17 protein-coding genes and 3 tRNA genes are annotated in these 15,938 nt (G+C 72.9%); 13 read left to right on the top strand and 7 right to left on the bottom strand.

From position 1 onward, the window contains the following. Nucleotides 1–87: 87 nt before the first annotated feature. The gene (locus PSED_RS27500; RefSeq protein WP_013677507.1) at nt 88–3,189 is read right to left on the bottom strand and encodes a helix-turn-helix transcriptional regulator; all 3,102 of its coding nucleotides are present in this window, start codon (nt 3,187–3,189) and stop codon (nt 88–90) included. After that, nucleotides 3,186–3,638, bottom strand: a complete 453-nt coding sequence (locus tag PSED_RS27495) for a hypothetical protein (RefSeq protein WP_013677506.1) — start codon at nt 3,636–3,638, stop codon at nt 3,186–3,188. Before PSED_RS27495 ends, PSED_RS27500 begins: the two co-directional genes overlap by 4 nt. Before the next feature lie 296 nt (nt 3,639–3,934). On the opposite strand from PSED_RS27495, the gene PSED_RS27490 reads away from it, so the two are divergent. The 7 genes from PSED_RS27490 (at nt 3,935) to PSED_RS27460 (ending at nt 7,299) form a co-directional block, all read left to right on the top strand. Next, nucleotides 3,935–5,608 (top strand): purine-cytosine permease family protein, encoded by a 1,674-nt coding sequence (locus PSED_RS27490; protein ID WP_013677505.1) that lies wholly within the window; start codon nt 3,935–3,937, stop codon nt 5,606–5,608. Between the two features lie 100 nt (nt 5,609–5,708). After that, nucleotides 5,709–5,781 (top strand) — tRNA-Thr (locus tag PSED_RS27485). Between the two features lie 38 nt (nt 5,782–5,819). Further along, nucleotides 5,820–5,895 (top strand) — tRNA-Met (locus PSED_RS27480). A gap of 39 nt (nt 5,896–5,934) precedes the next feature. Beyond that, on the top strand, nt 5,935–6,102 hold the full coding sequence (gene rpmG / locus PSED_RS27475; RefSeq protein WP_013677504.1) for a 50S ribosomal protein L33: 168 nt from the start codon (nt 5,935–5,937) through the stop codon (nt 6,100–6,102). Between the two features lie 2 nt (nt 6,103–6,104). After that, the gene (locus tag PSED_RS27470; protein WP_013677503.1) at nt 6,105–6,548 is read left to right on the top strand and encodes an FAS1-like dehydratase domain-containing protein; all 444 of its coding nucleotides are present in this window, start codon (nt 6,105–6,107) and stop codon (nt 6,546–6,548) included. Beyond that, complete coding sequence (locus PSED_RS27465; RefSeq protein WP_013677502.1) at nt 6,545–6,979, top strand: MaoC family dehydratase; 435 nt, start codon at nt 6,545–6,547, stop codon at nt 6,977–6,979. Before PSED_RS27470 ends, PSED_RS27465 begins: the two co-directional genes overlap by 4 nt. 110 nt (nt 6,980–7,089) lie before the next feature. After that, on the top strand, nt 7,090–7,299 hold the full coding sequence (locus PSED_RS27460) for a hypothetical protein (protein ID WP_013677501.1): 210 nt from the start codon (nt 7,090–7,092) through the stop codon (nt 7,297–7,299). Nucleotides 7,300–7,359: 60 nt separating this feature from the next. On the opposite strand, the gene PSED_RS27455 is transcribed toward PSED_RS27460, so the two are convergent. Further along, nucleotides 7,360–8,583 carry a pyridoxal phosphate-dependent aminotransferase gene (locus PSED_RS27455; RefSeq protein WP_013677500.1) on the bottom strand — a complete coding sequence of 408 codons (1,224 nt, stop codon included), beginning with the start codon at nt 8,581–8,583 and terminating at the stop codon, nt 7,360–7,362. A gap of 223 nt (nt 8,584–8,806) precedes the next feature. Here PSED_RS27455 and PSED_RS27450 point away from each other — a divergent pair. From PSED_RS27450 to rplA, 5 genes are all read left to right on the top strand, one after another. After that, a tRNA-Trp gene (locus PSED_RS27450) sits at nt 8,807–8,882 on the top strand. Between the two features lie 79 nt (nt 8,883–8,961). Then, entirely contained in the window at nt 8,962–9,306 is a 345-nt protein-coding gene (gene secE, locus PSED_RS27445) for a preprotein translocase subunit SecE (protein WP_013677499.1), read from the top strand. 76 nt (nt 9,307–9,382) lie between these two features. Then, nucleotides 9,383–10,366, top strand: a complete 984-nt coding sequence (gene nusG / locus PSED_RS27440; protein ID WP_013677498.1) for a transcription termination/antitermination protein NusG — start codon at nt 9,383–9,385, stop codon at nt 10,364–10,366. Between the two features lie 85 nt (nt 10,367–10,451). Next, nucleotides 10,452–10,886, top strand: coding sequence for a 50S ribosomal protein L11 (gene rplK / locus PSED_RS27435; protein WP_013677497.1), 435 nt, complete (start codon nt 10,452–10,454; stop codon nt 10,884–10,886). Nucleotides 10,887–10,959: 73 nt separating this feature from the next. Next, nucleotides 10,960–11,682 carry a 50S ribosomal protein L1 gene (gene rplA / locus PSED_RS27430; protein ID WP_013677496.1) on the top strand — a complete coding sequence of 241 codons (723 nt, stop codon included), beginning with the start codon at nt 10,960–10,962 and terminating at the stop codon, nt 11,680–11,682. A gap of 239 nt (nt 11,683–11,921) precedes the next feature. Here the strand turns inward: rplA and PSED_RS27425 are convergent, their stop codons facing one another. Both PSED_RS27425 and yczR read right to left on the bottom strand, forming a co-directional pair. After that, nucleotides 11,922–13,010, bottom strand: a complete 1,089-nt coding sequence (locus tag PSED_RS27425; RefSeq protein ID WP_013677495.1) for a CaiB/BaiF CoA transferase family protein — start codon at nt 13,008–13,010, stop codon at nt 11,922–11,924. An 88-nt stretch (nt 13,011–13,098) separates the two neighbouring features. Beyond that, nucleotides 13,099–14,571 (bottom strand): MocR-like transcription factor YczR, encoded by a 1,473-nt coding sequence (gene yczR, locus PSED_RS27420; RefSeq protein WP_013677494.1) that lies wholly within the window; start codon nt 14,569–14,571, stop codon nt 13,099–13,101. 61 nt (nt 14,572–14,632) lie between these two features. Between yczR and PSED_RS27415 the strand changes: the two genes are divergently transcribed. Next, nucleotides 14,633–14,935 carry a hypothetical protein gene (locus tag PSED_RS27415; protein WP_013677493.1) on the top strand — a complete coding sequence of 101 codons (303 nt, stop codon included), beginning with the start codon at nt 14,633–14,635 and terminating at the stop codon, nt 14,933–14,935. On the opposite strand, the gene PSED_RS27410 is transcribed toward PSED_RS27415, so the two are convergent. Together PSED_RS27410 and PSED_RS27405 are read right to left on the bottom strand one after the other, a co-directional pair. Continuing rightward, nucleotides 14,887–15,150, bottom strand: a complete 264-nt coding sequence (locus tag PSED_RS27410; RefSeq protein ID WP_013677492.1) for a hypothetical protein — start codon at nt 15,148–15,150, stop codon at nt 14,887–14,889. The genes PSED_RS27415 and PSED_RS27410 overlap by 49 nt on opposite strands. A gap of 95 nt (nt 15,151–15,245) precedes the next feature. Beyond that, nucleotides 15,246–15,656 (bottom strand): sterol carrier protein, encoded by a 411-nt coding sequence (locus PSED_RS27405; protein WP_041760046.1) that lies wholly within the window; start codon nt 15,654–15,656, stop codon nt 15,246–15,248. Nucleotides 15,657–15,938: the final 282 nt, after the last annotated feature.

The raw sequence follows: 15,938 nt of genomic DNA, 5'->3' as shown, positions 1-15,938 counted from the left end.
GTACTCGTCGAGCAGCACCCCACTGCGCGGCCCTCGTGTGAGCGACCGCTCACCGAGCATAGTTACCCGCGGGTATGTACGGGAGGGTCACGACCCCGTCGTGTCGAGCAGCCCGCGCGACCACGCCAGCGACACCGCCTCGGTGCGGCTGCCCGCGCCGAGCTTGGCCATCACCCGCGACAGGTGGACGCTCACCGTCTTCTCGCTGATGAACAGCTCGGCGCCGACCTGCCGGTTGGTCAGCCCACCGGCGACGAGCCCGAGCACCGAGCGCTCGCGGGGCGTGAGGACGGCGCCGCCGGCCCGCGGGCGGACCGCGTCGTCGAGCGCGAGACCCGCCCGCCCGGCCAGGTCGCGGACGGCTTCGGCGAGTGGGCGGGCACCGAGCTCGACCGCCGTCGCGAGGGCGCAGCGCAGCTCGGCGGCGGCCTCGCCCCTGGTCTCGCCCCTGGTCTCGCCCCTGGTCTCGGCCCTGGTCCCGGCCCGGCCGGCGGCGGGTCCGGCGGCGTCTGCGTCGCGCACCAGCGCCTCTGCCTCGTGCAACAGCGCCTCTGCCTCGTGCAACAGCGCCTCCGCGCGGCGGCGGCGGGCCAGCGCCTGGCGGTAGGTGTCGCCGTAGCCGAAGGCGGCGACGACGTCGGCCCACATCCGCGGCGCGTCGGCGTCGCCGCGGGCCCGGGCGAGCTCGGCCTCCAGCCGGGACAGCCACGCGAGCCCCTCGACACCCAGGTGGGCCCCCCGAGGGATGCCCTTCTCGGCGGTCGTGCGGCCCTGCGCCGCCAGCTCCTCGGCGGCGGCCACCGCCTGCGCGCGCGGGACGCGGCCCGTCTCGGCGAGATCGGCGTGCGCCGCGACCCCGATCGCGCACAACATGATCCCGGCCAGGTGGTGCGGGTCCCAGGCCAGCAGCCCCTCGCGGGCGGCGGCGATCCGCTGCAGCGCGAGCCCGGGGTCGCCACGCCACAGTGCCGACTCGGCGCCCGCCTGCCCGAGCAGGAGCAGCACCTGGTCGTCGGTGGGACGGGCCGCGGTCAGGACCGCGATGCGGCGCTCGGCCTCGTCGAGCCGGCCGCGTCCGACGTCGGTGAGCAGTGCCGCGGCCGCCACCCGCGTCGCGACCGTCTCCGACACCGCCGCCGCCCCGATCCGGGCCGACGACTCGGCGTCGTCCCAGTCCCCGCGCATGTGGGCGGCCAGCACGTGCGCGACGCGCAGCTCCAGGCCGTACCCGCTCCACGTGGTACCCGTCGCGACGGCGCGCTCCTCGCCCGCGGCGAACTCGGCGACGGCCGCGTCGAGGCGCCCGGCGTCGAGCAGCGAGATGCCGGTGTTGAAGAACGTCCGCAACTCGACGCCCAGGTTGCCGGCCTTGTGGGCCAGCTCCTTGGCCTCGGCCAGCCGGGTGCGGGCCGCCTCGTCGCGGCCGAGGGCCTCTTCGCAGACCGACAGCGTGACCAGCGCGTCGGCCTGAGCGGCCAGCGCGTCGTCGTAGCCGTCGAGCCCCTGCTCGACGACGGTGCGCGCCACCTGGAGCGCGAGGTAGGCCTCGCGACCGGCGTCGGTGACGTCGTCGAGCCGGGCGGCGGCCCGGGCCGCGACGGCGTGCGCCCACGCCAGATCGCCCGACGGGGCGGCGCCCTCGAACAGCGCCAGCGCCTCGGCGACGACCTGCCGCGGCTCCTCGCCCTCGCCCAGCTCCAGAAGCCGGGTGGCGTAGCGGGTGCGCAGGTCGGCGGCCTGCAGCGGATCGGGCTCACGGTCGGCCAGCTCGACGGCGCGCCGGGCCAGCGCCACTCCGCGGTCGGGATCGCCGGTCGCCGCGGCGGCCCAGGCCGCCCAGCGCGTCACGTTGATCTCGGAGACCCCGGTGACGGACTCCGCGTCGGGCACGGCGGGCCACAGGCTCAGCGCGCGTTCGGCGTGCAGCAGGACCTCGGCGGGGCCGCCACGCCGGTCGGCCTCGTCGGCCGCGCGCACCGACGCCGACAGCGCGAGCGGCAGGTCGTGCGCGGCGAGGGCGTGGTGGGCGAGCTCGGCGACCGCACCGGGCTCGCCGAGGTCGCCGGCGCCGCCGGGGGAGAGCAGCGCCGCGAACGCCGCGTGCAGCCGGCTGCGCTCACCGGGCAGCAGGTCCTGGTAGATCGCCTCGTGCAGCAGCGCGTGCCGGAAGACGTACGTGTCGCCTGCCGTGACGGACCGGCCGGCCGGGTCGGCCACCAGGATGTGGTGGGCCACCGCCGAACGCAGCGCCGCCTCCAGCTCGTCGACGTCGAGGCCGACGACCGCCGCGAGCCGCTCGTGCCGGACGCGGCGCCCCGCGACGGCCGCCGCGCGCAGCACCCGGCGGGCACCGGGCGTGAGCCGGTCGAGCCGGGCGAGCAGGACCTCGGCCAGCCCGTCCGGGACACCCTCGTCGGATGCCGAGACCAGTTCCTCGGCGAAGAACGCGTTGCCCTCGCTGCGCCGCGCGATGCGGGCGACGGACGCGTCGGACAGGGTGCCGTCGGCGAGCACCCGGACGAGCTGCTCGGCGTCGGCGGCGCCGAGCGCGGCGAGGTCGATCCGGGTGACCGCGGGCAGCCGGACCAGCTCGGCCAGCAGCGGGCGCAGGGGGTGCCGGCGATGCAGGTCGTCGCCGCGGTAGCTGGCCAGTACGAGCATCCGCTGCCCGCCCAGCCGGGACACGAGGAAGAACAGGAGGTCGCGGCTGGACGTGTCGGCCCAGTGCACGTCCTCGAGCACCAGCAGCAACGGGTCCTGCGCGGACCGCTCCGAGAGGACCGACAGCACCGCGTCGAACACCCGCAGCTGGCCGAGGTCGCGCTCACCCGCCGTGACTTCCTCGCGGGGGCGCGAGCCGGGGAGCAGCCGGTGCAGCGTCGGGTGCGCGTCGACGAGCTCGGGCCGGTCGGCGGCCAGCCCGCGGAGGGCCTCGGTGAACGGCAGGTACGGCAGCGTCGCCTCGCCGGTGTCCAGGCAGCGGCCGGTGAGCACGACGAACCCCGCGGCCTGCGCGCGGCCGACCGCCTCGGCGATCAGGCGGGTCTTGCCCACGCCCGCCTCACCGGCGAGCAGCACGGCACCGGCCGAGCCGGCCGCGGCCGCGTCGAGCGCTGCCGACAGCGACCGCAGCTCGTCGCGGCGGCCGACCAGCGGGGTCCCCGTTCCCAGCCGCGCCACGCCGGTCATGCTCGCACGGCACTCCGACGATCCGCGTCCTCGTTTCGCGCTGGGCGAGCGCCGTCGGTCCGATCCGTGACGTGTGCGCGGTCTGCGTCGTGCACGGCGCCTGCGTCGATCGCGTCCGGTGCGCTGCGCGGCGCGGCGGGGGCACCGCCGTGTGCCGGGGCCGGGCGGGTGCCGGGCGCGGGTGGCGGGCCGGGGCCGACCCGGGTACCCGGTGTCGCCGGGGCCGCGACGGCCGCGGTCGGACCGGCAGCCGGGGCGGGCTCGGTGGCCGGGCCGATGTCCGCGGCCGGGGCGAGCGCGGCGGCAGGGGCGGGGTCCGTGGTCGCCGCCCGCCGCCGTCTCCTGCGGGCGGCCCGGGCGAGCCGGGCGAGCCGGAACTCCTCGGCGTCGGCGAGGAGCCGGTCACGGTGGAGGAAGATCTCCGCGTCGAGGTGATGGCTCACGAACATGTCTCGACGATCGTGCTGAGGTGGGGCCCGCGGCATCGGGCAGCGACGTCGACGACCGGCGTCCGGGGCCCTTACCCGCGGCCTGCGACCCCCTTACCCGGGCGCCGCTCGCCACGATCGTGGCTGAGCACACCCGTTCGGGTGCAGCGCCGGAACGCGACGTGACGGGGTCGTCACGATATGTCCGGATGCGACACCAATACGTCATTGCCGGGAAACCCGGTGAACCGTGCGGGAACGCAGCATCGGTCGGCGAGCCGGAAAGATCCGGCAGTCCGACGATCGGGGGGCCCGCGTTGACCCAGGAGATCACCGAGACGACCGGGACCGGGCCGGAGCCCGTCGAACCCGCCGGCGCCGCACGCGAGACGCTCGAGGACTACACGCTCCGCTTCGCCCCGCGCAGCTACCGCAGGTGGTCGACGGGCGTCGTCGCGGTCTCGGCCCTGGGCGGCATCGCCTACCTGGCGGACTTCGCGATCGGCGCCAACATCGGCATCTCCTACGGCACGACCAACGCCCTGTGGGGCATCCTCGTGTTCGCCGTCGTGATCTTCGCGACGGGTTTCCCGCTGGCCTACTACGCCGCGCGCTACAACCTCGACCTCGACCTGATCACCCGGGGCAGCGGCTTCGGTTACTACGGCTCGGTCGTCACGAACGTCATCTTCGCGACGTTCACCTTCATCTTCTTCGCGCTCGAGGGTTCGATCATGGCCCAGGGGCTGCAGCTCGGCCTCGGGCTGCCGCTCTGGCTCGGCTACGCGCTCAGCACGTTGATCATCTTCCCGCTCGTCGTCTACGGGATGTCGCTGCTGTCCAAGCTCCAGCTGTGGACGACGCCGCTGTGGCTGGTCCTGATGGTCGCGCCCTTCGTCTACCTGCTCGTGAGCCACCCCGACTCGGTGGCCACCTTCTTCGCCTACCAGGGGGAGGACGGCAACGGCGCACCGAGCCTCGGCGCGGTGATGCTGGCTGCGGGCGTCTGCCTGTCGCTGATCGCCCAGATCGCCGAGCAGATCGACTACCTGCGCTTCATGCCGCCCCGCACGCCCGAGAACCGGCGGCGCTGGTGGACGGCGATGGTGCTGGCCGGTCCGGGCTGGGTGCTCTTCGGCGCGGTCAAGCAGGTCGTCGGGCTGTTCCTGGCCGTCTACATCATCGCCAACGTGACGGGCGGGGCTGCCGTCGCGAACCAGCCCGTCCACCAGTTCCTGGAGATCTACCGCGACATCATGCCGCCGTGGGCGGCCATGACGCTGGCGGTCGTCCTCGTCGTCATCAGCCAGATCAAGATCAACGTGACGAACGCCTACTCGGGCTCGCTGGCCTGGACGAACTCGTTCACCCGGGTGACCAGGCGCTACCCGGGGCGGCTCGTGTTCCTCGGTGTCAACCTGGCGATCGCGCTCGTGCTGATGGAAGCGAACATGTTCGACTTCCTCAACACCATCCTCGGCTTCTACGCCAACTGCGGGATGTCGTGGGTCGTGGTCGTCGCGTCCGACATCGCGATCAACAAGTACCTGCTCAAGCTCTCGCCGAAGGAGCCCGAGTTCCGCCGCGGCATGCTCTACGCGGTCAACCCAGTCGGCTTCGGGTCGATGATCGTCTCGGCCGGGGTGTCGATCGTCGCGTTCTTCGGCGGCCTCGGCGCCGCGGTGCAGCCGTTCTCCCCGCTCGTGGCCATCGGGCTGGCGCTGGTCCTGCCGCCCGTCATCGCCGTCGCCACGCGTGGGCGCTACTACCTCCGGCGCACCGACGACGGGATCGAGCTGCCGATGTACGACGAGCACGGCAACCCGTCGGGGGAGACGCTGCACTGTCACGTGTGCCGGCAGGACTTCGAGCGTCCCGACGTCGCGGCCTGTCACACCCATGACGCGTACGTGTGCTCGCTGTGCCTGAGCACCGACCGCGTCGGTGACCACGTGCTCCCCGCCACCGACCCGGTGCGTCCGCGCAGCTAGGTGTGCATGCCGACCCCGCGTGCGGGGCGCCGGGGCGGGGTTGTGTAGAGTTCTGCAGGTCCACCGGGGCAGTGCTCGATCCGCCCCGGGAGACCGTGCCGCCCCTTTAGCTCAGTCGGCAGAGCGTCTCCATGGTAAGGAGAAGGTCTACGGTTCGATTCCGTAAAGGGGCTCGAGCAAGGCTGCGTCGAGAGTATGATCAGCCTCGCGAAGCGGTGTAGCTCAGTCGGTAGAGCAAGCGGCTCATAATCGCTGTGTCGCCGGTTCAAGTCCGGCCACCGCTACCAGACAGACCATCTCAGATTCACTAGCAGGAGGCACCCGCGATGGCCAAGGCCACGGACGTACGGCCGAAGATCACGCTGGCCTGCGAAGAGTGCAAGCACCGGAACTACATCACCAAGAAGAACCGGCGCAACGACCCCGACCGGCTCGCCATCAAGAAGTTCTGCCCGAACTGCGGGACGCACCGGGAGCACCGCGAGACCCGCTGAGCGTGCCCGACGAGAGCTGGGTCGGCCGGTCGCTCGAGCCGAGCGAGCCGTACCACGTCAGCCGCGAGAAGATCCGCGAGTTCGCCACCGCTGTCGGTGAGCACTCGCGGATCTGTCATGAGGTGGCCGCCGCGCGCGCCGCGGGCCACCCCGACGTCGTCGCACCGCCGACGTTCGCCGCGACGATCACCATGCCGCTCATGGAGTCCTTCCTGCGCGATCCCGCCTTCGGCTGGGACTACTCGCGCATGGTGCACGGTGACCAGTCGATCGTCCTGCACCGCCCGATCCGGGGTGGCGACGAGCTGGTCACCGTCGTCCACGTCGACGACCTCACGACCCGCGCCGGCAGCCACATGCTGACGTTGCGTTGCGAGATCGCCGACGTCGACGGGGGCGCGGTCGCGACGACGAAGGCCATGCTCGTCACGCAGGCCGCGTCGTGACCGACTTCTCCGCCGTCGCCAAGGGCGACGAGCTGCCTCCGCTGATCCTGCAGGTCACCCGGGCCGATCTGGTCCGGTACGCGGGCGCGTCGGGCGACTTCAACCCCATCCACTGGAACGACCGCACGGCCGCCGCGGTCGGTCTGCCGGGCGTCATCGCGCACGGCATGCTGACGATGGCGCTCGCCGGCCGGCTCGTCACCGGCTGGGTCGGCGATCCCGCGGCGCTGCGCTCGTACGGTGTGCGGTTCACCCGCCCGGTCGTCGTCCCCGACGACGACGAGGGCGCCACGCTCGAGCTCTCCGGCAAGGTCCGCGACGTCGTCGAGGGCGAGGACGGTTCCCGGATCGCGAAGGTCGACGTCACGGCGAAGTTCGACGGCCGCACCGTGCTCGGCCGCGCGGCCGCCGAGGTCGCCCTACCTGGTTGACATCGGCCGGTCGGCTTGCCCTGACCCTCCCGTGGGTCGATGCTGCGCAGGTCAACGGATCTCCGGATCCGTGTCCGAGCAGTGACCGCCCCAGCGGAGGGAGCACGACCGTGAAGTTCGGCAAGCTCGTGGACAAGGCCTGGGAGGAGAAGTCGGCCGCGGAGATCCTCGCCGCTCCGCCGTCGGCACTCGAGGGCCTCACCGAGAAGCACGACGAACAGCTCGCCGCCCTCGGCATCAAGACGATCCAGGACCTCGCGAACTGGAAGTACGCGAAGCGCGCGGCGGCACTCGCCGCGCTGGCCGACACCGACAAGTAGCCCACCGACGACGAGGGGCGGACGCCGCACGGCGTCCGCCCCTCGTCGCGTGTGCGGTGGTTACCTGGCCTCGGCCAGCAGCTCGCCCATCCGGGTCACGCCGGTGCGCAGGTCCTCGTCGCCGAGCGCGTAGGACAGCCGGAAGAAGCCCGGCGTGCCGAACGCCTCGCCCGGGACGACGGCGACCTCCGCGTGCTCGAGGATCGCCGCGGCGAGGTCGACGCTGGTGTGCGCGACCGTCCCGCGGATCTCCTTGCCGAGCAGCTCGCCCACGGCCGGGTACGCGTAGAAGGCGCCGCGCGGGGTCGGGCACTGCACCCCCGGGATCGCCGAGAGCAGCTCGACGATGGTGCGCCGCCTGCGGTCGAACGCCGCGCGCATCTCGGCGACCGCGTCGAGCGGGCCGGAGACGGCCTCGAGGGCCGCGCGCTGCGACACGTTGGCGACGTTGGACGACAGGTGGGACTGCAGGTTGCCCGCGGCCTTGATGACGTCGGCCGGGCCGATCATCCAGCCGACCCGCCAGCCGGTCATCGCGTAGGTCTTGGCGACGCCGTTGAGCACGATCGTGCGGTCGGCGATCTCGGGCACCACGACCGGCACCGACGCGGCTTCGGCGCCGTCGTAGACGAGGTGCTCGTAGATCTCGTCGGTGATGACCCAGACGTCGTTCTCCGCGGCCCAGCGGCCGACGGCCTCGGTGAGCTCGCGGGAGGCGACCGCGCCCGTCGGGTTCGACGGCGAGCACCACAGCAGCGCCTTGGTCCTCGGCGTGCGTGCGGCCTCGAGCTGCTCGACCGACGGCAGGTAGTCGGCATCGGGGCCCGTCACGACCTCGACCGGGACCCCGCCCGCGAGCGCGATCGCCTCGGGGTAGGTCGTCCAGTAGGGCGCGGGCAGGATGACCTCGTCGCCCGGGTCGATGATCGTCGCGAACGCCTGGTAGACGGCCTGCTTCCCGCCGTTGGTGACGAGCACCTGGCTCGCGGCGACGTCGAAGCCGCTGTCGCGCTTGGTCTTGACCGCGATCGCCTCGCGCAGCTCGGGGAGCCCGGCGGCGGGGGTGTAGCGGTGGTTCTTCGGGTCGAGGCACGCCGCCTGGGCCGCGGCGACGATCGCGGGCGGCGTCGGGAAGTCCGGCTCGCCCGCGCCGAAGCCGATGACCGGCCGGCCGGCCGCCTTGAGCGCCTTGGCCTTGGCGTCGACGGCAAGCGTGGCGGACTCGGCGATGCCGCCGATCCGTGCGGAGATGCGGTTGCGTGACGTGGTCGAAGCGGTGGCCATGCCGCCATACTCCCCCACGTCGCCCGGCCTGCCGCGCCCGGGTTTCGGAGCCGTGGAGGTGTGCGGTTTCGGGCCGCTCTGGAGGGTGCCGTACACTCGTCTGGCCGGGTACGTCGTGCCGGTGGATCGTGCGTGGAGATCACCTCCGGGTGGTTGCCATGGTGCGTCCGCCGTGGCGACATCGCCAGCCCCGTGGTGGTCCGCCGCCCGCCGGGGCAGGCTTAGGGGTGTAGCTCAACTGGCAGAGCAGCGGTCTCCAAAACCGCAGGTTGCAGGTTCAAGTCCTGTCACCCCTGCCATCGCGACATGCACGGAGTCCAGTACGTACGGTTGTGACAGCGCCGGGCGCTCCGCCCGGTACGGGTGGAGGAAGCGGGCGTGAGCGAGGAGCAGCAGCGGTCCGGGCGCGAGCGTCCGAGCACCGCGGCCGACCGTCGTGGTCGGCGTGCCGCCGCGTCGTCCGCGGGGTCCACCGGGACGCCGGGCAAGGGGCGCGCCACCCCGGTGCGTGACGGCCGGCAGACCAAGGTCTCCGCCCCGAACCGGCTCGCCCGGTTCCTCCGCGAGGTCGTCGCGGAGCTCCGCAAGGTCATCTGGCCGACGCGGAACCAGATGGTCACCTACACGATCGTCGTGCTCGTCTTCGTGTCGTTCATGGTCGCGCTGGTGGCCGGGCTCGACTTCGTGTTCGGGCAGGCGATCGGGGCGGTCTTCGGACCGTGACCGCAGCGGTCGACCACACCGGCCCGCGGACCACCACATCCCCGCGGGCCACGCAGACCAAGGAAGCGAGACGTACGTGACCTCCCCAGACGGCAGCCCGGGCGCGGCCGACACCGACCTCACCGCCGACGAGATCGCGGCGGACGAGGCGGTGATCGACGCCGTGTCCGACGAGACCGACGTGGACGTCGAGGCCGAGTCGGCGAGCGTCCAGGAGGTCGACGCCGAGCTCGCCGACACCGACGAGGCCGACGCCGACGCTGACGACGAGTCCGACGACGACGCTGACGACGAGTCCGATGCCGACGACGACGCTGACGACGCCGACGACGAGTCGGTCGCCGACGAGGCCGACGTCGACGAGCTCGCCGCCGACGCAGCCCGCTCCGACGAGGACGAGACGGTCCCCGACGAGGACGGCGCCGTCGTGGCCGAGGGCGGTGACGAGGACACCGACCCCGCCGAGGAGCTGCGCGAGGCACTGCGCCGCGCCCCCGGCGACTGGTACGTCGTGCACTCCTACGCCGGCTACGAGAACAAGGTGAAGTCGAACCTCGAGACGCGGGTGCAGACCCTCGACGTCGAGGACTTCATCTACCAGGTCGAGGTGCCCACCGAAGAGGTCACCGAGATCAAGAACGGGCAGCGCAAGCAGGTGCAGCGCAAGGTGCTGCCCGGCTACATCCTGGTCCGCATGGAGCTCAACGACCAGTCGTGGGGCGCCGTGCGCAACACGCCGGGCGTCACCGGGTTCGTCGGCGCGACGTCGCGGCCCTCGCCGCTGTCGATCGACGACGTGCTGAAGTTCCTGCTGCCCAAGACCGAGCCCGCGAAGAAGGACGCCGCCAAGCCCGGCGCCGCCGCGACGCCCGGCAAGGCCGCGGTCGAGGTCGACTTCGAGGTCGGCGAGTCGGTCACCGTCATGGACGGGCCGTTCGCGACGCTGCCGGCGACGATCAACGAGGTCAACGTCGACGCCCAGAAGCTGAAGGTGCTCGTCTCGATCTTCGGTCGCGAGACGCCCGTCGAGCTGGGCTTCGGCCAGGTCTCGAAGATCTGAGGCAGGCCCGGCACCCACTGAACTCGCGCCCCGGCAGGCAGGTCCGCGGCGCACCCCGAGCAGGGATCGAAGAGGAAAAGAAGAAATGCCTCCCAAGAAGCGGAAGCTCTCCGCGATCATCAAGTTGCAGATCCAGGCCGGCGCGGCCACGCCCGCGCCGCCGGTCGGCCCCGCGCTGGGTCAGCACGGCGTCAACATCATGGAGTTCTGCAAGGCGTACAACGCCGCCACCGAGTCGCAGCGCGGCAACGTGGTGCCCGTCGAGATCTCGGTCTACGAGGACCGGTCGTTCTCGTTCGAGCTGAAGACCCCGCCGGCGGCGAAGCTGCTGCTCAAGGCCGCGGGCGTCGAGAAGGGCTCGGGCGAGCCGCACACCAAGAAGGTCGCCTCGGTGACCATGGACCAGGTGCGGGAGATCGCGCAGACCAAGATGCGCGACCTCAACGCCAACGACATCGACGCCGCCGCCAAGATCATCGCCGGCACCGCGCGCTCGATGGGCATCACCGTCAACGGCTGAGACGGCCGCCTCCGCAGTTGTGGGAGAGCCTGCGCGGCTCGCACCACGATCTGACCAGAACCGAAGGACAGACATGAAGCGCAGCAAGAACTACCGCAAGGCCGCCGAGCTGATCGACCGCGACCGGCTCTACAGCCCGCTCGAGGCGGCGAACCTGGCCAAGGAGACCTCCGCAGAGTCCAAGCAGGACCCCACCGTGGAGGTCGCGATGCGCCTGGGCGTCGACCCCCGCAAGGCCGACCAGATGGTCCGTGGCACCGTGAACCTGCCGCACGGTACGGGCAAGACCGCCCGGGTCATCGTCTTCGCCTCCGGCGACAAGGCCGCCGAGGCCGAGGCCGCGGGTGCCGACGTCGTCGGCGCCGAGGACCTGATCGAGCGCATCCAGGGCGGGTGGCTCGACTTCGACGCCGCCATCGCCGCGCCCGACCAGATGGCCAAGGTCGGCCGCATCGCGCGCATCCTCGGCCCGCGCGGCCTGATGCCCAACCCGAAGACCGGCACCGTCACCCCGGACGTCGCCAAGGCCGTCAACGACATCAAGGGCGGCAAGATCAACTTCCGGGTCGACAAGCAGGCCAACCTGCACCTGGTCATCGGCAAGGCGTCGTTCGACGCCGCCAAGCTGGTGGAGAACTACGGCGCCGCGCTCGACGAGATCCTGCGCGCCAAGCCGTCGGCCGCCAAGGGCCGGTACATCAAGAAGATCACCGTCTCCACCACCTCGGGCCCGGGCATCCCGGTCGACCCGAACCGCACCCGCAACCTCCTCGTGGACGAGGCGCCCAGCGCCTGACGCGAACCTGCTCGCCGACGCCCCCGCCGCCTCCCGCGGCGGGGGCGTCGCCGTGTTCGAGCCCCGTCGCGGCGGGGGCGTCGCCGTGCCCGCGTCGAGCGCAACCTCACGGTCGTGCCGCGGCCGGATTTCGACGGTGAGGTTGCGCGGGGGTGGGCGGCCGCAACCTGACTGCTCCCGGCCGCGGAATCGGCAGCAGTGGGGTTGCGCGCGGCACCGGGGCACGGCGCCGGGCGGGGTCAGGCCCAGTCGGCGAGCACCGCGTCGACATCGACGGTCGCGCCGCCCGTCGCACCTGCCTCGCCCGGGGTCCGGGAGAACCGCGGGGCCGCCGCGGCCTGCGGGACACCGTTGCGCTCGATGATCGTCTCCCGCGCGGTGACGTGCGGGTGCTGCGCGGCCTCGGCGAAGGTCAGCACCGGGGTGACGCAGGCGTCGGTGGCGGCGAAGACGTCGGCCCACTCGTCGCGGGTGCGGGTCGCGAAGATCTCGGCGAAGCGGGCGTGCACCGCGGGCCAGCTGTCGCGGTCGAGCTGCGGGGGCAGCTCGTCGGCGGTGAGACCGAGGCCGTCGAGCAGCGCGGCGTAGAACTGCGGCTCGATCGCCCCGACGGCCACGTGGCGACCGTCGGCACAGGTGTAGGTGTCGTAGAACGGAGCGTGCCCGTCGAGCATGTTCGAGGAGGGCCGGTCGAGCCAGAGCCGCTGACCCAGCAGCGACCACACCATCTGCACGAGGATGCTCGCGCCGTCGACCATCGCTGCGTCGACGACCTGCCCCTTCCCAGAGCCCTTCGCCTCCCACAGCGCCGCGAGCACGCCGACGAGCAGCAGCATCGAGCCGCCGCCGAAGTCGCCCACGAGGTTGAGCGGGGGAACGGGACGCTCACCCTCGCGGCCGATCGCGTGCAGGGCACCCGTCAGCGAGATGTAGTTGATGTCGTGGCCGGCCCGGTCGGCCAGCGGGCCCTCCTGGCCCCAGCCCGTCACCCGGCCGTACACCAGCCGCGGGTTGCGCTGCAGGCAGACGTCGGGGCCGACGCCGAGCCGCTCCGTCACCCCGGGCCGGTAGCCCTCGATGAGCAGGTCGGCGTGCTCGACCAGACGCAACACCGTCTCGCGGCCCGCCGGGTCCTTGAGGTCGGCGACGACGCGACGCCGCCCGCGCTGCACGACGTCGGCGTCGCTGTCGCCGATCTGCAGGCCGCCGGGGCGGTCGATGCGCACGACGTCGGCGCCGAGGTCGGCGAGGATCATCGCGGCGTGCGGCCCGGGTCCGATCCCGGCCAGCTCGACGACCCGCAGCCCTGCCAGTGGCCCGTTCCCCACGCCCGACTCCCTCGTCTCCGTCGACACCGCCGGCCCTGACCCTAGATCAGCTCACGGCCCGGCACCGGCGGGTGTGGACGGGACCACGTCACGCGACGGCGATCGGGTCGGCGTCGCCGACGACGGGGATGCCGTCGAGGCCCTGCCAAGCGTGCGCGAGGCCGTCGAGCGCGGCGTCCATCCGGTCCCGGCGCAGCGTGAAGGGCAGCCGCAGGTTCCGCTCGAAGGCGCCGTCCACGCCGAAGCGGGGACCGGCGGCGAGGAGCACCCCGTGCCGGCGGGCCGCCGAGGCGAGCCTGCTCGACGCGGGGGTGCCCAGGTCGATCCACAGGCTGAGGCCGCCGCCGGGGCGTGTCGCGGTCCAGGTGGGGAACAGCTCGGCGAGGCGGCCCCGGAGATGGTCGCGGGCGGCGAGCAGTTCGGTGCGCCGGGTCGCGGCGACCGCGGCGATGTCGTCGATCAGCCGGGCCGCGAGCAGGTGGCTGATGACGGAGCCGCCCAGGTCGATCGCCGGGCGGACCGAGGCGAGCCTGCGGATCGTCGTGGCCGACGCCCGGATCCAGCCGACCCGCAGCCCACCCCAGAAGATCTTGCTCGCCGAGCCGATACTGATGACCAGCGACGACTCCGCCGCACCGCCGTGGACGGCGAAGGGCAGCGGCTGCGGGACCGACAGTGGCAGCTCGCTGAGCGTCTCGTCGACGACGAGCGTCGTACCCGTCCGGCGGGCGAGCGCGATCACGGCCTCGCGGTCGTCGCCGGACAAGAGGTGACCCGTCGGGTTCTGGAAGTCGGGGATCAGGTAGGCCAGCCGGGGCGCGGCGTCGCGGACCCCGGCGGTGAGCTGGTCGAGGTCCCAGCCGTCGGCGGCGAGCTGGACGGGCACCGGCCGGCCGCCGCGTACGCGGATCGCATCGAGCGCGTTGGGGTACGTCGGGTGCTCGACGAGTACCCGGTCGCCCGCGTTGACCAGTGCGTTGAGGACGAGCGCGATCGCGTTCTGGGCGCCGGAGGTCACGAGGATCTGGTCGGCGGTGGTCGGCAGGCCGCGCTCGGTGTACCGGCGGGCGATGGCGTCGCGCAGCACGGGCAGCCCGGTGACCTCGTAGCCGTGGCTGGTCAGGTGGACGTCGAGGTCGTTGACGGCGGCGGCCGCAGCGGCCCGCACGACGTCGAGGGGCGCGGGCAGCGCGGCGAAGGCCAGGTCGTGGATCGAGTCGTCGTTGATCGGGGTGAACGCGCCGAGCGCCGACGGCTGGCCCGCCCGGGCGTCGGGGAGCCGCGTCCAGCTCCCGGAACCGCGACGGCTGTGCAGGAACCCGTTCTCGCGCAACGACTCGTACGCATGCGCGACGGTCGTGCGACTCACGTCGAGAGCGGCGGCGAGCTCGCGCTCCGCGGGGACGCGGGTGCCCAGGGCGAGGCGACCGTCGAGGACGAGGAGCCGGACCTGGTCGGCGAGCGCGGCGGCCAGGGCCCGGCCGTCGGGCGGGCGCCACTGGCCGAGCAACCGCGCGAAGCTGTGCGCGCCGATGCGCCGTTCGAGGTCGTCTGCGGGCATGAAGGCCACTCTCTGGTAATTGGCTTTACTAGACCAGGCCAATTCTACGCACCATGGTGGCATGACGACACTACTGGTCCTTGTTCTGGTCATGGCGGTACTGAGCGCGGCGGCCACCCGCTACGGCGCGGACAGCCGCGACGGCGACGGCCGGACGCCGAGCCTCACGGGTGAACGAATACCTCGACGGCGGCACTTCCTCCGCGACGACCTGGCCGCGATCGGCGCGCGCATCGCCCGGGCCGCGACCCGGCCCCAGCGCACCCCCGACGAGCGGGCGCTCGGCCGGGGCGCCCGGCACGACGTCGACAGGAGTCAGGGCGTCCAGTCCCAGTACCCGCGGGCGAAGACCTCGACGGCGTGACCGGCGCGGTCACGGCGCTCGGCGGTGAAGTGGTAGCGACCCGGCTGCCAACGGTCGTGCACCGCGACGGCCGCCAGGTGGTCGTGCGCCCACTGCTCCCACACCAGGGTCTGTGCGGGCAACGGGTCGGGCACGTCGCACTCGATGTCGGTGAAGGGGTGCAGGTGGCCGCGCAACGGTGTCCACATCTGCACGTCCAGCCAGACCACGTCCATGATCGCCTCCGCCGCCGAGTATCGGCACGGCGGAGGCGATCGCGCGCTGGATCACCGGAACGGGTGGCGCGCGTCCCCCGGCGGGGACCGATCCGTCAGGCGTCGAGCAGGTCCGCCCGGCCCGCCTCCTGCAGGCTCTGGCGGTAGGGCCCGAACAGGCCCTTGGCCAGCGGCAGAACCGTGAGCAGCTTCGCGACTGGCCCCTTCGCCCGCACCTGCCCCTTGGCCAGCGCGACCGGCAGCACGACCTTGCCCAGCCAGAAGCGGTTGCCGGTGTCGGCCGACATGAACAGCTCGACGTTGGGATCCGGCCCCTGGCCCGCGCCGGTGTACAGCTCGGCGTTCGGCATGTCGACGGTGATCACCGCGTCCGGATCGGTGTAGGTCACCCGCAGCACGACGCCCGACGGCTTCAGCTTGGCGACGAGGTCCGGATCCTGCATGCCGATCCTGAACACCCCACCCAGGAAGCGGTAGACCTCGTCCTCGTTCTCGAAGGCCGCCACGACGCGACTCCTCCCCGTCGACTGCCGGGCAGTGTGGCCGACGAGGTGCCCGCGGCACGACTCCTCGATCGGGCCACGGTTGGCCCGCCCGGGCCTGTGAGTGGCGATGGTCGCCCTGACAGTCGCCATGGCGACCTTCGGCACTCACGACGCCTCCGTGCGCCCGCCGGTGCTCTGCCGGAGCCGCGTGCCCGCCTTCCGGCGGCGCCGTGCAGGCGTCGCGCGCCCGCCGCCCGGCGGCGCTGGGTAAGGTCCGCCCCCCGGCGGCGCTCGGTCAGAGCG

Origin of the sequence: Pseudonocardia benzenivorans CB1190 (assembly GCF_000196675.2) — a bacterium.
In the GTDB taxonomy this organism is placed as follows: domain Bacteria; phylum Actinomycetota; class Actinomycetes; order Mycobacteriales; family Pseudonocardiaceae; genus Pseudonocardia; species Pseudonocardia benzenivorans.
This window is presented reverse-complemented; position numbering and strand designations above follow the sequence as displayed.

Bases quoted from the DNA above. Each gene is read 5' to 3' on its own strand.
- PSED_RS27455 (WP_013677500.1), bottom strand. From the start codon at position 8,583: ATGGCCACCGCTTCGACCACGTCACGCAACCGCATCTCCGCACGGATC.
- rplA (WP_013677496.1), top strand. From the start codon at position 10,960: ATGAAGCGCAGCAAGAACTACCGCAAGGCCGCCGAGCTGATCGACCGC.
- rplK (WP_013677497.1), top strand. From the start codon at position 10,452: ATGCCTCCCAAGAAGCGGAAGCTCTCCGCGATCATCAAGTTGCAGATC.
- rpmG (WP_013677504.1), top strand. From the start codon at position 5,935: ATGGCCAAGGCCACGGACGTACGGCCGAAGATCACGCTGGCCTGCGAA.
- yczR (WP_013677494.1), bottom strand. From the start codon at position 14,571: ATGCCCGCAGACGACCTCGAACGGCGCATCGGCGCGCACAGCTTCGCG.
- PSED_RS27495 (WP_013677506.1), bottom strand. From the start codon at position 3,638: ATGTTCGTGAGCCATCACCTCGACGCGGAGATCTTCCTCCACCGTGAC.
- PSED_RS27415 (WP_013677493.1), top strand. From the start codon at position 14,633: ATGACGACACTACTGGTCCTTGTTCTGGTCATGGCGGTACTGAGCGCG.
- PSED_RS27410 (WP_013677492.1), bottom strand. From the start codon at position 15,150: ATGGACGTGGTCTGGCTGGACGTGCAGATGTGGACACCGTTGCGCGGC.
- PSED_RS27500 (WP_013677507.1), bottom strand. From the start codon at position 3,189: ATGACCGGCGTGGCGCGGCTGGGAACGGGGACCCCGCTGGTCGGCCGC.